Annotated in this window: 18 protein-coding genes and 2 tRNA genes; 10 read left to right on the plus strand and 10 right to left on the minus strand. The window is 43.2% G+C overall.

Annotated features, from left to right (window positions below; all coding sequences use genetic code 11):
* Positions 1–118: 118 nt before the first annotated feature.
* Complete coding sequence (gene gyrA, locus FW759_RS09240) at positions 119–2,938, minus strand: DNA gyrase subunit A (protein ID WP_446442806.1); 2,820 nt, start codon at positions 2,936–2,938, stop codon at positions 119–121.
* 571 nt (positions 2,939–3,509) lie between these two features.
* Positions 3,510–5,204 carry an alpha/beta hydrolase family protein gene (locus FW759_RS09245; RefSeq protein WP_446442807.1) on the minus strand — a complete coding sequence of 565 codons (1,695 nt, stop codon included), beginning with the start codon at positions 5,202–5,204 and terminating at the stop codon, positions 3,510–3,512.
* Positions 5,205–5,529: 325 nt separating this feature from the next.
* Between FW759_RS09245 and FW759_RS09250 the strand changes: the two genes are divergently transcribed.
* Positions 5,530–6,423, plus strand: coding sequence for a methyltransferase domain-containing protein (locus tag FW759_RS09250; protein ID WP_446442808.1), 894 nt, complete (start codon positions 5,530–5,532; stop codon positions 6,421–6,423).
* 55 nt (positions 6,424–6,478) lie between these two features.
* Here FW759_RS09250 and FW759_RS09255 read toward each other — a convergent pair whose 3' ends face one another.
* The 7 genes from FW759_RS09255 to FW759_RS09285 all read right to left on the minus strand — a co-directional run bounded on the left by FW759_RS09255 (position 6,479) and on the right by FW759_RS09285 (position 16,740).
* Complete coding sequence (locus FW759_RS09255) at positions 6,479–7,681, minus strand: ABC transporter ATP-binding protein (protein ID WP_446442886.1); 1,203 nt, start codon at positions 7,679–7,681, stop codon at positions 6,479–6,481.
* Positions 7,682–7,806: 125 nt separating this feature from the next.
* A complete protein-coding gene (locus FW759_RS09260) occupies positions 7,807–9,483 on the minus strand; it encodes an ABC transporter permease (protein ID WP_443508687.1) in 1,677 nt (558 codons plus the stop codon).
* Between the two features lie 123 nt (positions 9,484–9,606).
* Positions 9,607–10,740, minus strand: coding sequence for an extracellular solute-binding protein (locus FW759_RS09265; RefSeq protein ID WP_446442809.1), 1,134 nt, complete (start codon positions 10,738–10,740; stop codon positions 9,607–9,609).
* Positions 10,741–11,079: 339 nt separating this feature from the next.
* Entirely contained in the window at positions 11,080–11,847 is a 768-nt protein-coding gene (locus FW759_RS09270) for a 16S rRNA (uracil(1498)-N(3))-methyltransferase (protein ID WP_443570819.1), read from the minus strand.
* Entirely contained in the window at positions 11,844–13,448 is a 1,605-nt protein-coding gene (locus FW759_RS09275) for a 3-deoxy-D-manno-octulosonic acid transferase (protein WP_446442810.1), read from the minus strand. Before FW759_RS09275 ends, FW759_RS09270 begins: the two co-directional genes overlap by 4 nt.
* A gap of 120 nt (positions 13,449–13,568) precedes the next feature.
* Complete coding sequence (locus tag FW759_RS09280) at positions 13,569–15,032, minus strand: tetratricopeptide repeat protein (protein ID WP_446442811.1); 1,464 nt, start codon at positions 15,030–15,032, stop codon at positions 13,569–13,571.
* Positions 15,033–15,132: 100 nt separating this feature from the next.
* Positions 15,133–16,740 carry a cardiolipin synthase gene (locus FW759_RS09285; RefSeq protein WP_443566801.1) on the minus strand — a complete coding sequence of 536 codons (1,608 nt, stop codon included), beginning with the start codon at positions 16,738–16,740 and terminating at the stop codon, positions 15,133–15,135.
* A 376-nt stretch (positions 16,741–17,116) separates the two neighbouring features.
* On the opposite strand from FW759_RS09285, the gene FW759_RS09290 reads away from it, so the two are divergent.
* From FW759_RS09290 to ahr, 3 genes are all read left to right on the plus strand, one after another.
* Positions 17,117–17,192: transfer RNA gene (locus FW759_RS09290), tRNA-Val, on the plus strand.
* 38 nt (positions 17,193–17,230) lie between these two features.
* A tRNA-Asp gene (locus FW759_RS09295) sits at positions 17,231–17,307 on the plus strand.
* A gap of 374 nt (positions 17,308–17,681) precedes the next feature.
* The gene (gene ahr, locus FW759_RS09300) at positions 17,682–18,683 is read left to right on the plus strand and encodes an NADPH-dependent aldehyde reductase Ahr (protein WP_443530329.1); all 1,002 of its coding nucleotides are present in this window, start codon (positions 17,682–17,684) and stop codon (positions 18,681–18,683) included.
* A 230-nt stretch (positions 18,684–18,913) separates the two neighbouring features.
* On the opposite strand, the gene FW759_RS09305 is transcribed toward ahr, so the two are convergent.
* Positions 18,914–19,498, minus strand: coding sequence for an NAD(P)H-dependent oxidoreductase (locus FW759_RS09305; RefSeq protein ID WP_062844090.1), 585 nt, complete (start codon positions 19,496–19,498; stop codon positions 18,914–18,916).
* 133 nt (positions 19,499–19,631) lie between these two features.
* Between FW759_RS09305 and FW759_RS09310 the strand changes: the two genes are divergently transcribed.
* The 6 genes from FW759_RS09310 to FW759_RS09335 all read left to right on the plus strand — a co-directional run bounded on the left by FW759_RS09310 (position 19,632) and on the right by FW759_RS09335 (position 25,962).
* Complete coding sequence (locus tag FW759_RS09310) at positions 19,632–20,525, plus strand: LysR family transcriptional regulator (RefSeq protein ID WP_062844089.1); 894 nt, start codon at positions 19,632–19,634, stop codon at positions 20,523–20,525.
* 106 nt (positions 20,526–20,631) lie between these two features.
* Positions 20,632–22,341 (plus strand): phosphoethanolamine transferase, encoded by a 1,710-nt coding sequence (locus FW759_RS09315; protein ID WP_446442812.1) that lies wholly within the window; start codon positions 20,632–20,634, stop codon positions 22,339–22,341.
* Between the two features lie 44 nt (positions 22,342–22,385).
* On the plus strand, positions 22,386–23,072 hold the full coding sequence (locus tag FW759_RS09320; protein ID WP_062844088.1) for a response regulator transcription factor: 687 nt from the start codon (positions 22,386–22,388) through the stop codon (positions 23,070–23,072).
* 55 nt (positions 23,073–23,127) lie between these two features.
* Positions 23,128–24,486 (plus strand): sensor histidine kinase, encoded by a 1,359-nt coding sequence (locus tag FW759_RS09325; protein ID WP_443570824.1) that lies wholly within the window; start codon positions 23,128–23,130, stop codon positions 24,484–24,486.
* A 304-nt stretch (positions 24,487–24,790) separates the two neighbouring features.
* Positions 24,791–25,138, plus strand: a complete 348-nt coding sequence (locus tag FW759_RS09330) for a diacylglycerol kinase (RefSeq protein ID WP_228139939.1) — start codon at positions 24,791–24,793, stop codon at positions 25,136–25,138.
* Between the two features lie 47 nt (positions 25,139–25,185).
* Positions 25,186–25,962 carry a PAP2 family lipid A phosphatase gene (locus FW759_RS09335; protein WP_353671104.1) on the plus strand — a complete coding sequence of 259 codons (777 nt, stop codon included), beginning with the start codon at positions 25,186–25,188 and terminating at the stop codon, positions 25,960–25,962.
* The last annotated feature ends 181 nt before the right edge of the window (positions 25,963–26,143 follow it).

Here is a 26,143-nt window from a genome sequence, read left to right on the forward strand (position 1 = left end):
TAAAAGCAGACAATAAAAGAAATAAAATGCTAAAAAAACAAAAGCCTCCAACGATAGCGTTAGAGGCTTTTTTAGAGCAGTGTGAAAAACTAAACTAAAAAACTAACTGCCGAGACGTTTATTTGTCATCGTCTGCCGAATCATCATTCAATGAATAGTCATTGGCTATATCAATCGCATCATTGACATCCGTAGTTGCTGAGTCTCCAGTGACCGTATCAATGTCTTGTTGCTCTAGACCTTCAACTTCAAACGTACCATCTTCTCTCATGGCATCGATTAATTCATTAGCGTTTTCTTCATTTTCAACTCGCGCCATGGCGACCAATTTCTCATCTTTTGATAAGCGGATCAGCGTCACACCCTGCGTATTACGTCCAGAACTGGCAACATGCTCAACAGGCGTACGTACTAATGTTCCTTTGTCTGAGATTAAGATAATATCATCTTCAGGCTCAACTTTGGTCGCACGAACTAAGGCACCATTACGCTCACTGGTTTTAATCGCGATCACACCGCCACCGCCACGATTTTGGGTATTGAACTCATCGATAAAGGTACGCTTACCAAAGCCATTTTCACAAGCAATCAATATCTCGCGCACATCATCTTCGATAACAACCAATGATTTGATGAATTCATCATCTGCCAAACGCATACCACGTACACCTTTTGCGGTACGACCCATTGCACGAGCATCATTTTCATCAAAACGAATGGCTTTGCCACTTGAGGCAAACAGCATGACTTCTTGGCTACCATTAGTGATGCGAGCACTGACCAGTTTATCACCATCTTCTAAACCAACAGCAATCAAACCATTCGAACGGATATTGGCAAACTGCTTAAGCTCAACTCGTTTGACTGTACCATTAGCAGTTGCAAAGAAGACAAAAGGTGGAACTGCTTCATTGCTGTCTTCTAATGACTCATCATCGTCACTAGTTGAGGACACGTCATTTTTCGCAGAAAGATCTTCTACTACTTTTGGAATCGGTAATATGGTCGTTACCGTCTCGTCACCATTCAGACCGATAAGATTGACCAATGGACGACCACGAGCGCCGCGACTGGCAATGGGTACTTCAAAACCACGCAAACTAAAGACGCGCCCACTATCTGTGAAGCACAATACCGTCGCATGCGTGGATGTCACAACCAAATGATCGATGACATCGTCTTCTTTCATCGCAGTTGCAGACTTGCCTTTACCACCACGTTTTTGTGCCACATAATCATCAATCGGCTGAGTTTTTGCATAGCCAGTACGAGACACGGTCATGACAACGGTTTGTTCAGGAATCAGGTCTTCACGGTTAAAATCAGTACGTGAATCGATAATGTCCGTACGACGCTCATCGCCAAAATTGTCACGAATCTCAATCATCTCATTAGAGATAATGGTCATTAGCTTGTCAAAATCTCCAAGAATAGACTCTAAGTGAGCAATTTCGCGCAGCAAGTCTTGATATTCTTCAGTCAACTTATCTTGCTCAAGACCTGTTAGGCGATGCAGTTGCATGTCTAAAATTGCATTAACTTGCTCAAGTGATAAGCGATAACGTTGCTCACCGCCAGTTTCACCATCGATCAAACCAAATGGCGCTTTAGGATCTTCGCCTTCGATAAAGTCAGGACGCACTGATTGACTACCAGCAGCAGTTAGCATCGCAACGACGCTACCTGAGCCCCACGTGTTATTCAATAAGCTTTCGCGCGCCAATCCACGGTTTGCAGACGCTTTGATGGTTGCAATAATCTCATCGATATTCGCAAGTGCAACCGTCAACCCTTCTAATAAATGCCCACGTACACGTGCTTTGTTTAACTCGTAAATGGTACGACGTGTCACGACTTCTTGACGATGACGCACAAACGCAGCAATCAGCTGACGCAAGGTCAATACTTTTGGCTGGCCATTATCCAGTGCCACCATATTGATGCTGAAGCTAGATTCAAGCGGGGTTTGTAAAAACAAGTTATTAACGATAACTTCTGCTGTCTCACCACGGCGTAAGTCGATGGCGATACGCATGCCGTCTTTATCAGACTCATCACGAATCTCACTGATGCCTTCGATTTTTTTATCACGGACAAGCTCTGCAATACGCTCAATCAGCTTGGCTTTGTTGGCTTGGTAAGGCACTTCGGTGAATACAATACGCTCACGGTCACGGTTGACACCCGTATCACTCATAGGTTCAATATGATAACGACCCCGTATGTGCAAGCGGCCTTTACCGGTACGATAAGCATCTAAGATACCTGCGCGGCCATAGATAATGCCGCCTGTAGGGAAATCAGGACCTGAGATATGGGACATCAGCTCTTCGGCTGAAACCTGCGGGTTTTGAGCATAGGCCAAACACGCATTGATGACTTCGGTCAAGTTATGCGGTGCCATATTGGTGGCCATACCGACAGCAATACCCGTCGCACCATTCACCAATAGGTTGGGAATACGTGCTGGCATCACGCTTGGCATGCGCTCAGATCCATCGTAGTTGTCTTCCCAATCGACCGTGTCTTTGTCCAAATCAGCCAACATTTGGTGGGTCAACTTGGTCATACGTACTTCGGTATAACGCATCGCTGCCGGTGGATCATCATCGATCGAACCAAAGTTACCTTGACCATCGACCATCGGATAACGCAAGCTAAAATCCTGTGCCATCCGCACAATCGCATCGTATACCGCACTATCGCCATGTGGATGGTATTTACCGATAACATCACCGACCACACGTGCAGATTTTTTGTAAGGTTTGTTGTAATCGTTAGATAGCACATGCATAGCGTACATGACGCGGCGATGTACAGGTTTGAACCCATCACGCACATCAGGTAGTGCACGCGAGACGATCACGCTCATCGCATAATCCAAATAGGATTGTTTTAGTTCATCTACAATGCCAATAGGACTGACCGATTCGCTCATATACACTCCTTCACTCTCGTTTTTTCTAATGTAGACACTTTTTTTGAGATACCAATACACTCTAAAAAATATAGCTGCATCAATGCGCAGCTACTATCAAAATAGTGATCATAAAAATACGGCTAGCCGTGCAAAACAATAGGAAAATAACGATCGTTTTAATGTTTAATAAAAGAAGCTATTTTAGCACAAAATTACTGATTTAGGGGCATCTGACTGTCATTAAAATCAAGGAAAACAGCTTATTAGCAGCAATATTTTTATGAATCGCTGCCCGTTAAATTTACGTTAGTGACAGGTTTTTTTAGATTGGCTAATTTTGCCGTTGTTACACACAAATTTACCATCTGCTGAGCAGTGAGATACTCCGCCCATCTTACCCGAACATGGGGTATTTTTTGCTTGTGCTTGGCTAATAGGCGCAACAACAAAAATAATTGTGAATAGTGACAATAGTATTGATTTCATATTTTCCTCTCTTCAATTATTGGCATACATTCATCAAAAAACTGCATCCAGTAGATACAGTTTTTAATGGTAAAATAGTAGTTATAAGCAGTTCTGAATGAACTTAACTGGCTGTGAATTCCTGATCAAAGAATTCGCGTGTCGCTTGGGTACAGGCTGCACTGACTAAGCCGCCGTGATAGCTGGCCAATACAGCGGCGCCTGCTGCTTGAGCCAATACCGTCGGATCAGTCACTCCTCCCGCTTGAGCATCTGCGATGGCTTTGTTTTGAACAGCTGTCAAAGTTGCAGAAAATCTACCTTGAACATTATCAATGATAGACGTGGACATCCATGGATTGCTCATGGCATTACCAATTGGTGTTACTGCGCCGCGATTGCCTCTAGTGTCAACATCCAATACTGTGACGTTTAGATTGGCGCCTGAAGCTGCTCCTGCTTGTTGTATGATGGCCGTCATTGATCCTGTGTTTATATCATAAAAAACGGTTGGGTCTTGGTTACCACCGCACAATAGGGCTGGCATTTTAGGTACATAACCGCGGAGGTCATTATCTTTTAGCGCTTTACGCAAATTGTTTTGTGGATTAGCGGCTGGCAATACTCCTGTACTAGCTACTAGGCTGTCTGGATTTTGTAAGGCATCGCCAACGTAAGCGGCACGGAAGTCTGTTTTTATCAGATATTTATCATCGTCGAACCCTAAGAAAGCAAAAGGCAAATTGCTGGTTGGGAGTTGATCGAGAATAGGATTATTGGTAGGTTTTGACTGGAAAAGCGCGTTATCAGGTAACTTGCCAGCATTCACCAACTCGCCAAATGTTTGCATACTTGGTAGCTGAGTATTGGCATACTGCGCCGAGAAAATATCTAATGTATTGCTATAGATATTTTTATACTTTTTATCCAAACCTACTGCCAATAACGGTGCAAAACGGGTGGCACCCACATTCACATTTCCTCTAAATATAAAATCACCAAATGCGGCCAATGCGTAAGGTCCTGATGAAGGTGCAATTGCCGTCACTGGCTCGTTTTGTTGTTCTAGAAGACGGGCGGTTGCCATGGCAACGTGGCCACCTTGTGAGTATCCGCTAATAAACAGTTTGCCAGAGTCATCAATACTGGTGTAATCCGTATCATTGACGCGTTGTTGTCTATCAATAATCGTACGCGCACCCTCTAATGCATCCGCCATGTCAGTAGCTTGCTGCTCTGCCACCAGATACGGATGATACTCTAGATTAGAATCATCGTAACCGGCATAGTTTGGTGCCACCACAATATAACCTTGTGCAGCAAAATTCGCGGCTATCAATGTGGCTTCAGCCACCGCTGGGTTTTGGGTATTCGCCACTTGACTGAAGTCATAGTCTTTATCGGTGGTGGTGCCATGTGCATAAAGCAGTATTGGTCGATCACCTTGGCAGTCCGCGCTATCACCACTTGGTAGCATCAGTGCGGCAGTTGCATTGGTACGCTCGCCCGCTGCACCTACCGTTGGATAATTGATTTTTTCAATTTTAATGTCGCATTTGGCATCAGGCGTTGCGGTATTTCCTAGACCAAATCCATTATCAATTTGATCGGTACTAAATGCATTGATGGTTTCAACTGTCGTGTCATAGGAGACAACTCTGTCGTTGTCATCATCTCCGCAGCCTACCAGTAGTAAACTACTGGTGATGGCGACAGACAACAAGCAGCGTGACATTTTTGATTGTTTCGTAATAATAGAAGTTGAGAGCTGAGTATTAACAGCTGGTGCGAGGCGAGTGGCAGATTTGGATTTTAACATCGTTACTATCCTTAGTAGTGATGGCCTTCAGAGGCAAGTAATAGATTGCCGATAGTCCATGGCAGTAGATAATGTCAGTTTGAAAGAGATTCTTAATCATTGCTTTGTCTTAAGCATTTTCTTCAAAATCTGCATGATCAGAATTGTTTCTTAAACCTTACTATTTATACCGTAAAATATTATCAAAAGCTACTGCAAAGCATGACCTTAGACCCTTTTTTGACACTAAGAAACAATATTCTAAGCCATCAAACCAATCCTAGCATCGCTCTCTTCTTTATTGTACGATGTTGCAAAATCTCACCTCGATACAGACCTACCCTTTATGCAAACAATACCTCAAGACACAAAAAATGCTGATAATCCATTATTAGAATCAGCAACTATATCGCCGCAGCAAGCGTTAGAGCAACAAGACGCACGTACAGATCGCAATTTTGATGCGATTGCTGATCATTTTGAAAAAAAAGTCTACGGTGGTCTAAAGGGCGAGATTCGATTGGCTGTGTTGCGTCGTGATATTTTTGAATATAGTGCAAAGATGAGCGAAAAGCTTGGACGGCCTTTGCGTATCCTCGATGTGGGCGCAGGACTGGCACAGATTTCGATCGAGCTTGCCACGCAAGGCCATAGCCTAGTCATCAATGACATCTCAGCCAATATGCTTGAAAAGGCAAAAGTGAGCGCGGCGCAAATAGATAAAGCGTTGGATATAACGTGGTATGTTTGCCCGTATCAAGACCTTGAAGACAAGCTAAATAAGGATAAAAGCTCAAATGGCGCTAAGTTTGATTTGATCCTGTCACACGCGTTATTAGAATGGTTGGCAGAACCTGCGATGGTTATGAATTTCTTTGATCGACAATTAGCCAATCATGGGGCGATATCTTTATGCTTCTATAATCCCGCCAGCTTCGATTATCGTAACCTCATCATGGGTAACTTTAACTTACTCGATAACACGGACTATAAGGCCGACAACAAAAAAAGCTTAACGCCCAATCATCCCGTTGCCAAAGAAGAAGTCGATGCTTGGCTGGCAGCCCATCATTATCAAACCGTACTGACCAGTGGCTTGCGCGTGTTTCATGATTATGCGCCCCTCAAACGTGGTGGTCATAATCACCCAGATGCCGTCGTACGGATGGAGCTGCGTTACTCACAACTAGAACCTTATAAATGGCTAGGACGCTACTTACATGTCATGGCAACTCGGTAAATTTGCCCATCATGATAGCCAGTCTAAAGTTACAGGCAAAGCAAACCGTTTTGTTTTATCTAATCTCTTCCACTCTTTTTGATTTATCAGATTCTGACCACGTCGTGGCATTGATCTCTTTTTCATCAAATACCACGACATGCTCTAACAAGGGTAAAATACCAATGTGCGAGCCTATCGCATGATTATGGTGACTGGCGACCAAAGATAACACTGTCTGCCCATCATCAAGCTGTAAGCGATACAAATAGTTGGCACCGCGAAACACGCGCCCAATCACCAATGCTGTTCGCGTACTCTCATCATCATGAATGATATCATCAGGACGCACCAGCACTTTAATCGGCGTGCCGTTGGGATAATCATACGCGCAGTATTGCGGCTGCCCTAATTCGTCATAAACTTCCATGCGTCGATAAATATTCCCCAAGGCGGTTTCGATGCGGCCGTCTTTTATGATGCCATCTATCATTGCGCCTTCGCCTACAAACTCGGCAACAAAAGGACTGATTGGCTCATGGTACAACTCGCTTGGGGTTGCCCATTGCACAAGCTTACCCTTATCCATCACCCCAACTTTATCTGCCAGCGCAAAGGCTTCGTTTTGATCATGAGTCACTAAGATAGCAGTGGTATTGGTGAGTTTGAGAATGTCACGGACACTCATTGCCAACGACTCACGCAATACCACATCTAAATTCGAAAATGGCTCATCCAGCAACAACAACTTAGGCTTAGGTGCCAATGCTCGTGCTAATGCTACGCGCTGTTGCTGTCCACCTGAAAGCTCATGAGGACGTTTGTCAGCATGTTCGGTCAATTCGACTAAGCTTAGCATCTCAACCACGCGGGCTTTTTTGTCGGCCGCAGACCATTTATTCAGCCCAAAAGCGATGTTTTCTGCGACGCTTAGATGACCGAAAAGCGCATAGTCTTGAAACACCATGCCCATGCCACGTTTGGCTGGCGCTACGGTCAATGCGTTACGAGCCGTTTGGTCAGTTAAACACTGATTGCTTAGATGAATGCTACCGCCGCGACTCGGCTCCAATCCTGCAATGGCACGTAATGCCGTGGTTTTACCGCATCCACTGTATCCCAAAAAACAGCCAATCTCGCCTTGTTGCAGAATGAAAGACAATCCATTGACGACTATCGTATCGTCATAGCCGACCACCAAATCTTGCACGCGAAAATAAGGCTTAGTGTCACTTACTGAGCTGGTGTTTATTGATTTGAGATCTATTGAATCTTTCATCGAATCAGTGTGCATGGAAGATACTCGTTAAATAATTTTAAATAAAAACTCACGGATAAAAAAGTACAACCATCATAACGACAAAAAGGCTATCGCCTGCTTTTAATCTATTTTAGCGCCCGCCTTTAATGCTGCTTGTCGCTTTGACGCAATAATATCCAAACAGGCAACAGTCCAACCAGTACAATCAATAGGCTGGGCAATGCCGCGCGTCCCCACATACCTTCACTGGTCATCTCAAATACCCGTACTGCAAGCGTATCCCAACCTTGTCGCCGTGTCATTAACGTAATTGGCATCTCTTTCATAACTTCGACAAAACCCATCAATAATGCTGTCAACACTCCTGGGCTCAGCACCGGTAACACCACTTGTCGCCAGCGCTGATATGCGCTATCACTGAGTAACTTGGCCGCCGCTTCTTGATTGACTGTCAAGCGTTGTAATTGCCGATCCACTGGCTGAAAGCTGACTGTCATAAAGCGTGTAGATAATGCAAGTAGCATCACAATCACACTACCTGACAGCACTTGTTTTGAGATCATTCCAGAAGCAATCATTTGATTGTCTAGCCAAGCAATCGGAATAAATATACCCACTGCCAATACCGTCCCGGGCACCACGTAACCTAAATTGGCCAGCGTTGTCATCAGCTTGGTCAATTTATCAGGATACTGCCGCTTAATCCACGCCATAATAATCGCCAAAACAGCAATAAAGAGCGTAGTCATGCTAGCAATCATAAAGCTATTGGTCACAAAATCGATATAACGCGCATCAAAGTCTTGCCTGAAATTCAATGCCGTCCAATAGATCAGCTGTAAAAATGGGATGAAAAATGCCACTGCAAATACGAGCATACATAGCAGCGTCATGCCCCATTTGGCAGGCGTAGTGGTTTCAAAACGTTGACTATTGCCTTGAGTCACCGAACGTCCGCGCTTTGCTTGCCAGTACTGCTCAAACAAAACCACGATAAAGACTACCCCAATTAGCAACGCCGCTAACTGTGCTGCCGTCGTTAAACTAAAAAACCCAAACCACGCTTTATAAATTGCGGTCGTAAAGGTATCGACATTAAATATTGATACTGCACCGAAATCTGCCAACGTTTCCATACTTGCCAGCAATAATCCACCAACGATCCATGGCAGTGCTTGTGGCAATGCCAGTTTAAAAAACACCTGCCCTCGGCTTAAACCAAGCATCTGTCCTGCTTCAATCGCACGCCGACCTTGCGATAAAAAAGCTTGGCGCGCCAACAAATAAACATAAGGATAGAATGCCAATGATAGGACTAGACCTGCGCCCCAGACATTACGTACTGATGGAATCGCTGTATCAATGCCAAAATCCCGCAAACCGGTCTGCAATGGCCCACTAAAATCAACAATACCGATCGTCACAAACGCCAATACATAAGCAGGAATGGCCAACGGCAACATCAATGCCCACGAAAAAAACCGCTGTCCAGGGAAGCGGTACATGCTAGTAATCCAAGCAAGCGTGGTACCAATGATGCCAGAAATGGCGATTACCATCGACAATAAAATTGCCGTATTTTTGAGTACTTGTGGCAGCACATACTCTGCCATGTGCGACCAAATATCAGCGACTGGCTGCGTCCATGACAGCAATACGATTAAAATTGGGATCAGCATAAACAACGAAATCAGCCCTAAGACTGATTTGGAGAGAAAACGGTTAAAGAGTGTATGGTCTTGACTGGCAAGCTGCTGCTGACTAAGACGTTTATCCACTGCACCAGGCTGACGAACAGACGCGTTTGGCGTTGTGCTCATATCGTTATTACCATGCTTCAATGTCCTGTCATACGTATAACGGCTTTATACCAATCCCAAGCTTATAAGCAATTTTTAAAGATTGGTATAAAGGCCATTATCAACCGTAGTGACTAAAAGTCGTTATTTGTAACCTGCTTTATCCATTATTTGAATGGCTTGAGTCTGTAGCTCACCAAATTTTTGAACGTTGATATCGTCTTTCTTGAACTGACCCCACGATCTGAGCATTTCCGACTCATCAACCCCTTCTTTCACTGGGAATTCTTTGTCTGAGCTGGCATAAATGCCTTGTGCTTCATCAGATGATAACCATTCTATAAGTTTAAGCGTGTCGTCTGCATTGTCTGAGCTTGCCACCACACCCGCGCCTGAGATATTTGTGTGCGTACCAGTTGTGCCTTGGTTTGCCCAAAATAGCTTAACAGGAAAGTTAGGCTTTTCATCGAGCAAACGACCATAATAGTAGCTATTGGCAATACCGACTTCACACTGTCCAGCAGCAATCGCTTCTAACAACGCTGTGTCATCACTGAATATATCAGTGGCCAAATTATCGACCCAACCACGGATGATGGTCTCAGTTTTTTCTGGGCCTAAGTGCTCAATCATGCTCGCTACAAGTGATTGATTATAAACTTTCTTAGAACTACGTAGACACAGCTTGCCCTTCCACTTTGGATCGGCCAAATCTGCATACGTCGATAATTGGTCAGCGTTGACTTTGCTTGGGTCATAAAAGATAGTACGCGCGCGCAATGATAGGCCTGTCCACTGACCTTTTGGGTCACGATATTTTGCAGGGACATTCGCTTCTAAAATATCAGAAGCTACTGGTTGGAGCAATCCTTCCTGCGAAGCTTGCCATAAATTGCCTGCATCAACGGTCAAGAGCATATCAGCTGGCGTATTCTGCCCTTCTGCTTTTAAACGTGCAAGCAATGGTCCAATACTATCTGTGACCAACTCAACCTTCACACCTGTCTTTTCAGTATAACGATCAAGCAATGGCTTAATAAGCTGCTCGTTACGTGATGAGTAGATAGTAACAGTATGATTTTCAGTATCAGCCTTAACGTCAGCAGCATCACTGGTCGCAACGTCTGCTTCTGTACTAGCAGGTGCTTCTGTATCTGCGCTACCGTCTGTTGTAGAAGAATCGCTACAAGCTGTAAGCCCCAGCATCATGCCAAATACAGCAACAGGTAAGGTCAGCTTACTAAAACTCGCAATGGTAGTGATGGCATTCAGTGACATGGTTTCTCCACAATGGTGTTATAAAAGAAAGATAGTGTTATCAAACGTTGGAAAGGCTGGTGAAAAAATCTGTGCGACCATTTATTGCGTCAACCACTGATTAAAATGGTCAAGACTATAATATCTAGAAACGACATACTAATGTAAATGAGAGTAATTATCAATGCATTTTTTTCTCACAAATCCTTTGATAACTTGCCCTCCAGCCGTATGTAAATCGCCAACCTGAACTCAATAACGTTAATTTCTGTACAGTCAATGGAGCAAAAAAATTACCACTACAAAAGCTCAGCGGGTATAAATATTTCTAAATTACCACCATCAATAAACCACTTCTTTTTACAGCAGCCACTGTCCTAATAGCGCGTTGACCGCAGCTTCAGTGCGCAAAATCCGCGGCCCTATATGCACAGGCTCGCAACCTTGAGTGGCCAACAACGCTATCTCGTAATCAATCCAGCCACCTTCAGCACCGATGCATACCAAACTTGGCAAGCCAGAAACCGGCGGCTTTTTTAAATCTGGGTGATCTAGATAGGGCTTGTCTAAAGGCTGCTTTTTTATATACTGAGCAAATGACTGTGTGCTATAAGGATGTGCCACAATAGCACCATTAGTGACCAGATTCGCAAGTTCATCTTCCACGAAGGGTTTAAAGCGCTTTTTTAGATCAATACTTGGCGCTATCGTATCCACACTTTGTTGCAGCCCTTCTAACACGAACTCATCTAAGCGCTCCAGCATTGGACTTTGCCAATAGCTTTTTTGAGTACGATAACTGTTGATAAGAATGATATGTCGTACGCCAAGCGCCGTCATATCCATGATCAGGCGTCTTAGCACTTTTGGCCGGGGCAGCGCCAGTATCACTGTCAGATCTAGTTTAGGTAATGGTGCAATCGTGAGCTGAACATCACGTAGCTGAATACAGTCTTGTGTTATAGACTCAATGATTGCTGTGCCTAGCTGTCCGCCGATCTGACCTATCTTTAGTGACTCACCAACCTTAGCATCTAATATTTGAGTCACATGACGCACTTGCAACAAAGTATTAATCTGAGCAGTCTCATGTACGATGTTTTCGGCTGGAAGTAATATACAGTTCATAACGTTTTTAAACCCGCATGCTTCTCTATAATATCCGTAATCATTGTAAGTTGACGAGGCAATACCGCTTGTTGCTTCGTTGTCATGTATAACCCAGCCTGTCCAGCCAGTTTTGCCAATGCCAAATTGTCCAACCAAGACACCAACTGTTGGTAAATCAGTGTTGTCTCATCCTCATTATTAGACGCTTTGCGCGCGGGTTTTTGAGTTATATTTGCGGCATTTTGTAGGGTGGTTTGCTCATATTTACCAGCGTCATTCGGCGCCACTTGTTCTCTAGTAGCGGGACGATAAAACGCATTATTCGGCTGATATAAAGCTCCTACTTCAGACAGCGCATCGACTACGCTTTGACAAGACTGCGTGTAGCGTCCCATAATCACAGGCGTTGCCACACTCGCAGGCTCCACTGGATTGTGCCCACCAATATCAACCAACGAGCCGCCCACCAGCGCCACGTCTGCTAGCGTATACCACGTCATCAGCTCACCCATACTATCAGCTAAATATACTTGTGTGCCTGCTTCTATTGCCTCTTCGTTACTACGCCGTGCCATCTTTAATGCTGTGTTTTGAATCAGCTCTGCGACTTCGTCAAAACGTTCGGGATGTCTGGGCACCACAATTAATAGCGCATCAGCCAGCGTTGAATTGGACAGTAATTGCTGGTGTAGTGACAGTGCCGTTTGTTCTTCATCGCTATGTGTGCTTGCCGCCACCCAAATCGGTCGACCTGCGACGCCCAGCGCTTCTGCCAGCTTGCTTTTTTGTGTTAATAAATCAATAGAGTTATGGGTATTTTCTATATGAGCGGCGCTGTCTGTCACTTTGGGTGTATTGATCACCCACTTTAACGAGCCTGCCACACGAATTTGCGCACTGTGCGCCCCCAATTGCCGAAAGCGTTTTGCCGACTCATTGTCTTGCGCGATGATGAGTGTCAGATTTTTCATCATACTGGTACTGACGGCGCCAATTTTCTGGTAGCTTTTAAAAGAGGACGCCGATAAGCGTCCATTGACCAAAATACTAGGAATCTGGTGCTCAGAAAGTTTGGTTAAAATGTTTGCCCATAGCTCCGTCTCTACAAACAAAGCTACCACAGGGTTTACATGTGCCAAAAACGTCTCAATGACTGCCGGACTGTCGACCGGAACATAGCTATGACTCACATGACCTTGAGCAATTTCGTCGGCAAAACGGCTGGCACCGCGAGCAAACCCTGTCTGAGTGGTATTGGTCAGCCATATCTTATAACCCTCAGCCAGCAATGCATCTAATAAAGGCGCAACCGTGTTGGTCTCACCCAATGACACCGCATGACACCAAATCACGCCTTTATTTGCGTGGGGTTCGTTTTTATTAGTAGCAGACTCTATTATTGGACGAGCGGGATAGTGTTTACCAAACCGTTGCGCCACTTCTCGTTGATAATAATCGCGCTTATGTGAGCGTCGCCATACCTGCATTCGATATAACGGCTTGAGTAATCCAATACCAAATTGATAATAAAAAGGTGGCGTGTGCACAGAACGACTGGGTAAAGAAGCACTATCAGACGACTTCGAAGGACAATCAGGAGTTGTATGGGGAGATGACATGAAGCAGCCCAGATGAGTAATGGATTGATAAACAAAAAGCTAGTAGTAAAAAATGCGCCAATTCTACCTGAATTTGGCACGTAACAATACGCTTTTAAGCACGGTCTACCACAAAAGAGGTTAGAGAAGAATGAGAATCAACATCGCTATCACCGCCACCGCTCCAAGCAAGATTTGATACCGTTTGATACTATGCTGCTCCCGCTTTTGTGTACTCATCAACTCTTGGGTCTGCTGCCAATGGGCGACCAAGTCAGCAGCTTCAGCATGACCATGTTTAGCAGCTTGGGTGAGCCAATACTGACCATTTTCTATGTCTTGCGTGACCCCTATGCCTTGGTAATAAATTTTACTAAGGAAACGCTGGGCCCGACTGTCGTCTTTGCTGGCGGCTTGTTTGACCCACTCTGCCCCTGTCGCCGTTCCCGCAGACTTATCCACCGCCAAACCCTCACCCAATAATTCATACATTGCCAAACGTAACATGGCCGCCGTATTGCCAGCATCAGCAGCCTCTTGTAGCTTCAATAATGCTTGTTTTTTTGCTTTTAGATGATTTTGTGAAAAAGAAACTTGCGCACGGGATTTGTTTTGTTTGGCAATGTGTTCCTCAAACTGATCCAACACACGACAAGCTTGTTGGTACGCCATATTGTCAGCGCTTTGTACCACTTCAATCTCATTTAACTCTATAAGAAGCTGCGTAAACATCTCTGGCGTTGGAGGTGTTTTTGAGACGGAAGCAAGTTTGGATGACATAAGCGTGCTTGATGCCGTATCAACTGATGGTGTCTCAGCGCTGCTCAAATCTGGCGATGGTTGATAGTCTGTTGTAGACGAGGGATTATTGACTGGTGTCGAACTGGTCTCTATTTTATCTGACGGACCAACTAACACTTGATTAGAATTTTGAGGCAGTTCTGGGACAGTGTCTAAATAAGGCTCAGCCGTTTTATGTGTACCAACATTCTGAATGATATCGGGTATAGCTGCTTTAATAACGGATGGCTCGCTGACACCTGGTAATCGTAAGCTAACCGCTTGATATAAACCGCTTGCTACTTGACCACCTTGTACTGCCTCAAATGGTCGATCAATATGCCCAAACAAACGCAGCCCTATTGGCTCTAAGGCGAAAAAGGCAGAGTTACTGCCATTATGTGAGGTGCTGTGTTCCGTATCCTCACGATAGACAACCGCCATATGCTGATAAAAATCATCACTTGTTAACGATACGTTTGGATAGCGTTTGCGTAGCTCAAATTGACCATACCAATGCGGCGTATGCTGCCACCGCTGGGCTAAGACTTGTCCTGCATAAAACGCCAGAAACACCATAAAGTTACGATAACGCTCATCAATCAGTAACGTTTCTTCATGCCATTGACCCGCTTTAATCATATCACGGCGTATTTGCGTCAATAATGTATCTATACGCTGCAAACTTGCCAGTGACTCATCCAATACACAATCGCGCAGCTCGGTTTCATAAACAATACCGCCAGCAATGGGACGCTCAGCTAAAAAGTCCTGCCAATATCCTGCTGCGGTATAGTCAAGTGGTGTCAAAAGCAATGCAGACATAAACAATCGCGTCCTTTTTACCAATAAGTGGAATGTAGTATGGCTAAAACAGTGAGCCTCATTAATAGCGATAGGTTACCTTAACCTAAAAGTAAAAACGCTACAATAAAGGACTAAATAGGCGAACCACATTATCAAACAAACGCGCAGCACCATGACGCTGTTGCCATTCCTCTAAGCCTAAAAATCGGCAATGTTGTAAGTAGACTTCTTGGCAACTTGCTACTTGAGCTACCATTTCTGGCGTATAAATTGCCAAGCTGACTTCCATATTTAGGTAAAAACTGCGCATATCAATATTTACCGTACCAAATAAACAATAGTCATCATCGACGACCACTGTTTTGGCATGCAATAAACCGCCTTTGAATAGAGCAATAATGACGCCAGCTTCAAGTAATTCTTGATAATACGCTTGCGATGCGTGCTGTACAAGAAAGGAGTCGACCTTTTCAGGGACAATCAGCGTGACCTTCACGCCACGCTTCGCTGCTGTTGTAAGCGCCCCTGATAACGCTTCATCCGGCACAAAATACGGGGTAGTAATGCAAATGCTTTTATTAGCACGATGAATCACTGTGACTAACGTATTATAAATCACATGGGCTGTCACTCGAGGTGCTGATGGTATCAGCTGCGCTAAAACACCTTCTACAACAGGCATTCGAGGTATGGCAATTAATTTTGAGCCATTCTCTGCTTGCTCATGATGCGCCACATTATTGCCCAGCACTTTTACCCGACTGTTCAAATCATTAATAGTTGGATCCATCACATACAGCTTGCGCGTATAATTGTTTACCCGATGATGTAGTGCATCTAAATTATCCTTATTTTCAGCACCGATATCTGTTGCCACCAGTTTTGCCATCGCGGTGGTAATGCTCATAGATTGACGACTGGTCGTACGTATTGCCACATCAATCCATTGCCCGACTTTTTTATTTTGTTTAAAAAATCTGGGATCGACCAAATTAAAACTACCGATATAACCAATATATTCATCAATGACCACGATTTTGCGGTGATTGCGCAAATCAGAACGCTTAAAGAGCGTCTTAAACAAACCCACGGGCAGCGATTGATGGACGAAGACGCCTGCTTTTTCTAGCATACGATGTTCTTTGCTATTGAAAAAACTAAAACTTCCCACACTGTCAGCCAATATATGGCATTCCACGCCGCGTTGTGCAGCGGCTGATAACGCCGCTATCACGTCTAATGTCTGTCCTTTAGGATAAACGATATAGAACTCCATAAGAATAATACGCTGCGCTGTATTAATATCCTCAGTCAATCCTTGAAAAATAGAGTTGGGATCAGTCAATAATTGCATTTTGTGTTCAGGAAAAACACCAAGCCCTGTCCAACGTGTGCCTATTTGACTCACACCGCGATAATTGGCTGGTAGCAACTCCTGCCCTTGATCAAACACCAGATGTTCACGCTTTGCCATATCGTTCATCATCATCCCTGCTTGATCCACTCGATCACGATAACGCCGCCCAATCATCGGCTCACCCAACAAGAGATAAGCAATAAAGCCAAAAAGAGGCAGGGTATAAAGCACAGCGACCCAAGCAATTGACACACCAATATTGCGCTGCACCGTCACAATTCTTAGCGTCATTACTATCATCAGAATGATATGCAATACCAGACCTAGTCCAGCCACGTCTCCCAACGACCATGTAGTAAAAGTGTCTATGCTTGCCTCCGCTTAACAAGATAAAAGTACAGTGTGAATAATAAAGCATCAATAGTATAGTAGCTTTTGGCTACCGAGCAACAGATGACATTTATAGACGTCATGGTAACCACCCTATCTATCGCAAACTTAAGTTATTGTAAACATTACCATTAGGTAAATATCTTCAATTATTTGCGAAAATATTTAAAATAGTGTTTGACAGCCATGCGTAATTCTATATAATACACACCCACAGCAAGGGGACTTAAACAACCCTAGCTGATTAAGTTAACTTAAGTGTGACAACTTATATTAACGAAGCAATATAGAAATTCTATTTAAAGAATTTCTCTTGCAGAGCTAAAAAAGCAGTGCTTTTTTAATACGCTCTTCAGGGTGATTAGCTCAGTTGGTAGAGCGTCTGCCTTACACGCAGAATGTCGGCGGTTCGAATCCGTCATCACCCACCACTTATTAGCAAGTGTTTAAAGAAGCTAAAACGACCTAAGCAGCGGTAGTTCAGTTGGTTAGAATACCGGCCTGTCACGCCGGGGGTCGCGGGTTCGAGTCCCGTCCGCTGCGCCATATTTAAAACGAATTTAAACTGTGAAGTTTAAGCAAGTTTCGCCTCAAGTATTAGTTTACTTGAGGTTTTTTTGTGTCTGCTATATCATATTGGTTTTTAATATCTCTCTATTTATTATTTTTACTTCACAAAAAAGGCAATCCACTTTCTCTTTTCTTATCTTTGAAATCAACTGTTATATAAACGCTCTGCCTTTTAAATTGGTTGCAATGTTTTAACCAAAATTAATGAAGGTTAATTGCACTATCCCACTCTCTTTACACAAACCATTATTAATAAATTCAGCGATACGCTAAGAACAGCTTTATTAGATAATATATCCATTAAATATTTATAACGCCTTTCCACAAATAATAGAAAATAAGGAATAATGATGATTAACGCCTATGCAGCAACAGAAAAAGGTGGCAAGTTTGCGCCCTACCAATACGAACCTAGCGCTTTAGGTGATCACGAAGTAGAAATCGAAGTACATAGCTGTGGTATTTGTCACAGTGATCTATCTATGTGGCAAAACGAATGGGGTATGACTCAATTCCCCTTTGTCGGTGGACATGAAGTGGCAGGAAAAGTGCTGGCAAAAGGTAAGCATGTGAAGCATCTTGAGCTGGGCGATAAGGTTGGCCTTGGCTGGCATAAAGGCTATTGTAATGTTTGCGACCTATGTATCGGTGGAGACCAAAATCTATGCCCTGAACAAGAAGGCACCATCATTGGCAACCATGGCGGCTTTGCGGACAAAGTACGCGCAAAGGACACCAGCGTTATAAAAATTCCTGAAGGCCTTGATTTTAATTCTGTAGGACCGTTACTGTGTGGCGGTGTCACTGTGTTTAACCCGCTTATGCAATACGATATCAAACCAACCTCTAAAGTGGCGGTTATTGGTATCGGTGGCTTAGGTCACTTGGCGCTGCAGTTTGCTAATGCTTGGGGATGTGAAGTCACTGCTTTTACCAGCAGCTCAAAGATGGAAGAAGCAAAAGAGTTGGGTGCTCACCACTCACTAAATTCAAGAGAAGATAGCGAAATCGAAAAAGCAGCGGGCTCTTTTGATTTAATCATATCAACCGTGAACGTCGATATGAACTGGGATCTGGTGATCAAAACCTTGAAGCCAAAGGGCAAACTACACTTTGTTGGTATACTAGAAACACCGCTAGAGATAGCAACGGCACCCATGATTATGGCTCAAAAAAGTCTATCAGGTTCGCCAGTTGGTTCACCATCAACCTTGCGAAAAATGCTGGATTTTGCCGCTCGACATAATATTCAACCAGTCACTGAAACCTATAAAATGTCTGAGATAAATGAAGCATTTGAAAGACTAGAAAGCGGAAACGCTCGCTATAGAGTGGTGTTAGAAAAAGACTAGCGTTGGCTGATATTTGCCAATCTTAATCAAAGTAGTGATAACTCATCTGATGGATGGCGTATCACTACTTTTTTTATGCGTCATAAATACAGTTAAGTGACGTTAAAAACAAGACTGTGCGACTGGGATGAGTTTTTCGTAGCATCTGTTTCAACAGCACGCAAGAAAAATTGATACTAATGTCACGTAGCGTTCACTGTAGCGCCAACCTAAGCGAAAAATAGCAATAGCTACACTGCAAACAAGGCATTTAAATGTTCTTGATATCTTGCAATATCACTATCAATAGTTGGGTTTTTGATGACATCATTATTCATAAAGGTGGTCAGCGGCTGCATACCCAAAAACTGATACGCTTTATGAGTAGCAAGATATACCCCATCTACTCCAACACCTTCAAAAAACTGGTTTGGATCAGTAAAGGCTGCCTCAGGTGCATTCCACGTTACTGACAGCATATACTGCTTACCTTGTAACAAACCACCAGAGCCATACTTATTTTCTGAATTATGACGAGAACGTCCATCACTTTCATAGAGACGACCATGTCCAATCGTAAAAATCTCATCGATATATTTTTTAACGATCCATGGCACGCCCATCCACCAAGCAGGTGTCTGCTGGATAACCACATCTGCCCATAGCCATTTTCTAATCTCTTCTTCTACATCATAACCTGCATCAATATTGGTTACTTTTACGTTATGGCTCAATTCAAGTAGTTGCTGCTCAGCGACTGTCGTCATGGTGTCATTAAGCTCGCCTGTTGAATGGGCGAAACGCTTACTGCCGTTTAATATCAATATATTCTTCATTATAAATTGCCTTTTACAAATTTTCCGATGAAAGCGAATGGGTTTATCAATTGTGATTGGCAGAAATTATATATAAGCTGATACTTGATAAGAAGGCACAAATATTCAAAATACTTTTGCGTAGGAGTCAATAATGAAAGTCACGATTAATGAGCTGGTCACTTTCATTAGTATTGTCGACGAAGGTACCATCAGTCAGGCAGCTGAGCACTTAGATGTCACGGTTTCGGCCGTCAGTAGAGCATTATCACGATTAGAAAAAAAGCTAAATACGGCTCTTTTTAGGCGTACTACAAGGCGCTTGGAGTTGACGCAAGAGGGTGAAAAGTATCTCGTGCGAGTACGCAGCATCCTAGAAGAGTTAGAAGCGGCCGAAAATATGCTGATCATGAATAAAGAAGTTCCCTCTGGCAAACTACGAATTGATGCGGCAACCCCTTTTATGCTACACGTCATTGCACCATTAATTGATAAGTACAGCAGCGCTTACCCACAAATTGACATTGAGCTGATAAGCAATGAAAACTTAGTCGATTTGTTAGAACAGCGAACAGACATCGCTGTGCGCATCGGTGAGTTAAAAGATTCTACATTGAGCGCAACCCCGCTAGGGTTAAGCCAGATTCGAATACTGGCCAGCCCTGCCTATCTAAAAAAACACGGTACACCTCAGAATCTAGAAGAGTTAACACAACACCAGCTATTGGGTTTTAGCTCGTTAGAAAAACTAAACGACTGGCCTATTTATGATGCTTTCAATAATTTATTTCATGTTGATACAAACATAAAAACCGATAGTGGTGAGACGCTAAGACAGCTTGCGTTATGCGGGACAGGTATCGTTTGTTTGTCAGACTTTATGACACAGCAAGACATTCGAGAAGGGCGTCTGGTGCAAATCTTGATTTCTAGTACGATAAAAATGCAGCAACCCATCAACCTTGTTTATTACAAAAATAGGAAATTATCAGAACGGGTTAGCTCATTCATTGAGTTTTTGAAGGCAGAAATGCCCTCTCACAAATAAGTTGGCTTTAAACATAAAGAAACCTATTCACCTTAACGTCTTCTTAACAGACAACTTGTTACCGTAAGGGCCTACATTCCTTATCACTCTGTTGAGAAGACCGTTTATGTCACTATCTCACGTGTTTATCACTCATACTGCGAAAGTTAAAGCCCCGACCAATAAAGGCGACATAAACAAATTCTATAATCGACCAGTCAACCTCAATCATTTGATTATAGTCGTTGCCCTCTACTTAGTAGCGACTGCAAATATTAGCTTTTTTAAGCAGATGCTAACGATTTACCCTTTGAGTAATAACCTTGGTTTTCTGATTTCTGCCGCAAGTTTACTATTTGCTTTGATATGGCTCGTCTGCCAGCTACTGTGTTACCGCCCAATAGCAAAAATAGTATTGATTGCCTTAGTATTGATTGCGTCTGTATGTAGCTATTTTACGGATGGCTATGGGACGATATTTGATCGCATTATGCTGATTAACAGCCTACAAACCGATCAAGCCGAAGTGATGGGACTGATGGCACCGAGTTTTTTTGTGCATTTGCTATTGTTAGGCGTCTTACCTGCTTTTGTGATCAGTCAAATTCGTATCAAACACCCTACTTGGCGTCGAGCCATACTACAAAAAACCGCCAGTTTGGTAATGGCAATTGCACTGATAGGTCTTTGCCTACTGCCCTTTGGTGACCAATATGCCAGCTTTTTTCGGCAGCATAAAATGGTTCGAAGTTATGCCAACCCTATTATGCCCATTTATTCTGTTGTGAAGCTCGGTCTCGACTATGCCGATGAGCTGCGCCGTCCTGATACGTTGATACTGCATGCGACAGATGCGAAGCAAGTAACGCCCGTTGTTACCAGCAGTAAAGGTAAACCCAAACCCAAAATTATGGTGTTTGTCGTGGGTGAGACAGCGCGTGCCGACCACATTAGTTTCAATGGTTATAAGCGCAACACCATGCCATTACTTGCTCAGCAATCAAATATTTATAGCTTCACAAAGGCGACGTCTTGCGGCACCTCGACCGCTTACTCCGTACCTTGCATGTTCAGTTATGCCAATAGAGAAAACTATGACACTGATAATGCTGCCTATAACGAAAATGTCCTCGACACCTTACACAAGCAAGGCGTCAATGTGATTTGGCGAGACAATAATTCAAGCGCCAAAGGCGTCGCCGATCGAGTGACTTTTGAGGATTACAAAACGCCTGATAACAATCCTATTTGCGACAACGAATGTCGTGACATCGGTATGCTAAATGGCTTTGGTACTATCATTCATTCAGATGGCGCGCCCAAAGACACCCTTATTTTATTGCATCAAATGGGCAACCATGGTCCTGCTTATTATCAGCGCTATCCCAAAGCATTTGAAACCTTTAAACCCGTATGTAAGACCAATGAGTTGTCCAAATGCGACGCTCAGTCGGTTATCAATGGTTATGATAATGCTCTGCGCTATACTGATTATTTTTTGAATAGTGTGATTGAGACACTAAAGCCTTACGAGCAGACATATGATGTGGTGATGGTCTATATGAGCGATCATGGTGAAAGTTTGGGCGAAAACAATATTTATTTGCATGGTTTGCCTTATAGTATTGCACCCGATGCCCAAAAGCAGGTACCTTTGATTATCTGGTCACCTAGTGATAATGGTATTGATGCTAAGAGTAACGATAAGAGCAGCCTGACCAATATGATTAATCAGCCCGTCTCTCATGATTTTATTACCCCAACGTTGCTCAGTTTTTTTAATATTACAACGGACGAGGTAGCAGCAGCACCTACCTTTTTTAAGCCTACCATTTAAGCTTTTTTATCATCGCATTGCTAACACTGATGCACGAGACATTTATGTACAAGATACTCGTTATTGAAGATAACCCCGATATCGTAGCCAATATTTATGCTTTTTTTGAACCAAAAGGTTTTGAGTTAGACAATGCTCACAACGGTTATAGTGGACTGACACTGGCCTCGAACAATCGTTACGATGTCATATTGTTGGACGTGATGCTGCCTGGTATGAACGGCACGCAATTGTGCAAAAAACTTCGAGAAGAATTACACGATAAAACCCCCGTATTGATGCTGACAGCGCGTGATACTATTTTGGATAAAGTAGCAGGGTTTGATAGTGGCGCTGACGATTATCTTGTAAAACCCTTCTCTTTAGTTGAATTGGAGTCGCGTATTAAAGCTCTAATACGCCGACATCAAGACAGTCACTGTGAGCAAAGTCTCAATGTGGGTGGATTGTGTTTAAATATTGAAGAGCATACGGTGGTGCGCGAAGGTAAATCGCTTAAATTGACCCCCACTGGATTTAAGATATTACAGATACTAATGAGTGCATCGCCTAGGATGGTCAGTAAAAATGAGCTAGAAGAAAAAGTATGGGCTGATGATATCCCCAGTAGTGATGCGCTACGAACCCACGTGCACAGCGTACGAGCACAAGTCGATAAGCCATTTGCCAAACCCATGGTAATGACCGTGTCGGGCGTTGGTTATCAGCTTATTGATCCAGATAAAGCCTAAAATAAAATAGCAAAATGCTATCTTATCTCCTACCTCTCACTATGAAGTAAATACCATGTTCAGTATCGACTCCATTGCCAATAAGTTTCGACTGTCGTATTTTTTATTTGCCATACTGCTTTGCGCCACTTTCGTCAGTATTTTTATGTATGCTGAGGTTAGAATGGAGCAAGAGCTGGTCAAAGGTCGCTTGCTGCAACAATTAGAACTCAGTCAAGAAAAACAAGGTGAGCAGCCTATTTATATTGCTGATCCAGGTATTAAAATCTACAACTACGATAATGCCCCAGCGCATTTAAAAGCCGAGGCTACTGAAACGGTTCAAGAAATTCCTGTCACTGTGAATACTGACACAGGTAAAACGTCAACCAACCTGCATTTTTTTGTCTACCATCAAGACAACCAAAGCTACATTTTAACCTACTTAGAAGACACAAAAATGGTGATGGCCAACTACCCCGTTTTGGCCATCTTTGAGCAGTTAGAAGATATCTTTGCCAATGCGTTAAGAGTTGCTGTCATTTTGAGCCTACTCATCGCTGCTATTTTTTCTCAATTATCCTCTAGGCAAATCACCAAGCCTTTATTAGACTTAAAAAATGCTGTCGAAACAGATCATCAAAATCTGACTCAGTTAACGCATTTGCCCTCTGAAGTTGGCGTCTTGGCACGAGCCGTCGATGAAAAAAACCATAAACTTGAGCAATACTTAAGACGTGAGCAACTCTTTACAGGAGATGTTAGTCACGAATTACGCACGCCCTTAACCATTATTATGGGCGCATCAGAAGTGCTGGCATCACAATTACAAGATAACGAGCGTTTGAGCGAATTTGCCAACCGCATCAGTAACACTGCAAAAGAAACCTCTGAGATTATCACCGCTTTATTGTTGCTTTCTCGCTCACCTGAAAAGCTGGACGCGCCGCCAACGTCTATCAACAACGTGGCTATCAGCGAGGTGAACCGCTTAACATACTTGCTTCGCCACAAAGCCGTAACATGCACCGTACTGGCTGATAAAGACTATGTGGCCAATGTCCGACCTGAGCTACTAAAAATGGCATTGGGCAATTTGATAAAAAACGCGTTTCAGTATACCGATGAAGGCGAAGTCACTGTTCGTATTGACGCAGAAAAAATCACCGTCACCGATACGGGTCTTGGGATTCCTGAGGACATGATGCCGCTATTGTATGAGAGATTTGAACGTTTAGAGCCGCAAAATACTGACACAATTTTGCCTACCAATGTATTACCAAGCGATAGCGCAGGCTATAAGATTGAAGGATCGGGTTTAGGGCTCAGTATTGTACAACGTATTATGGCTCATATGGATTGGCAATTAACCCATCAAACCAATGCATCAGGTGGTAGCACCTTTAGTATCTATTACAATAGCCGCTTGTCATAAGATAAGCCAAATACCCCCTAAGTCTTAACACTTATCACCCCACCCTACAGCTCCAGTAATCCCTCCTGCCTTAACACTTTCTTAATGCACGCCGTTTTATACTCAAAGTCTGGTAATCCCATTAGAGCCTTTTTAAATAGCTCGAAACTCTTGCCTACTTTGATCTTAAGCAGTCACTATGAAAAAAATCCATTCTATTACGCTTATAACCAAACCATATCAGGGTGATCCTCTACGCTCAGCTGCTCATAAAGACTCACTGTCAGCTGATAGTTTTGCGAGTCAAGCCAAAGGTAAAACAGGAATGTCTCGCATTATAAAAGCGGCGGGGTATTCACTAGACGGGTTTCGAGCTGCTTATCAGTTTGAGGCCGCGTTTAGACAAGTCCTTTGGCTCAACCTCATTTTATTATTGACACTGATATTCATGCCTTTTGCTATCAGTATAAAAATGCTGCTGATTATTGCCTCTTTTTTATCTTTGATTGTTGAGCTGCTAAATACTGGCATCGAAGCGTGTGTTGACCATACCTCAATGACAAAACATCCATTGGCAAAAATAGCGAAAGATGTGGGTTCTGCAGCACAGTTTTTGTCTTTGCTACTTCTATTTTCTTTGTGGACAATGGCGCTTTCAAGCCTTTTACGTTGAGCCATTTTTAGATTTTCACAAATAAATGCCGTTTATGGGATGCTTCAATGAACACCAACCATCATGTGACTGACTGGACTTGGCTCAAACTACTGTGTCTAACTATTATTGCGACATTATTATTTGAACATACCCAATTAGATATGCATATCAGTGCGCTTTTTTATAGGAATGGTCAATGGCTCTTAGAAAAAGGCGCACAACCCTATGCCTTTATTTTTTATGACGCACCCAAAGCGCTATTGATTCTATTTGCGATTTACTTGATAGCCATTTTAGCGATTAAATACAAAACGCCTTTGAATGCTGACTTTTCATTAAATCATTCAAAACGCAGCAAATATATTTTGCCTTTATCTGTCCGTGAGATAAGCTACTTGCTAATTGTTATCATAATCGTCCCTACGACTATTGCTACCCTCAAAAGCGTCACTCACGTCAGCTGCCCCAACCATTTGATGCTATTTGGTGGTGATATGCCTTACCTAACCCTTTGGCAAAGCATGGTAGAACATACATCGGCTAAATGCTTTCCAGCAGCACATGCCAGCGCAGGATTTTCCTTATATGGCTTAGCGTTCCTCCCCACATGGCGCAAGTATCGCTATAGGATTTTTGAAGCAGTGACCGCTTTGGGATGGACAATGGGACTATATAAGATGCTCTTTGGCGATCATTTTTTTAGTCATACCTTCATATCCATGTTGCTATCATTGACCATTGCTTGCGCATTGGCAGTCATTTTCTTTAAGCGTTTTGATGAAAATAAAAACAGCCAATTTCACCCGACCAAACCTACCCTATCAAATACTCAAAAACGCTAATCCTCCTCCATCTTTATACTTTCTTTATACCTCGCCTTGTTATCTTGACAACACTTTTATACCTCGCTTGGCATACTGTTTCCATTAATAAACGATTAGTCAATGAACGATCAGTCAATGAATGCGTTGTCAGTGATATAGAGCGAGATACGACCAAGCGATGATCGACACCTCCTACCAG

Source organism: Psychrobacter sp. 1176_08 (assembly GCF_052850615.1).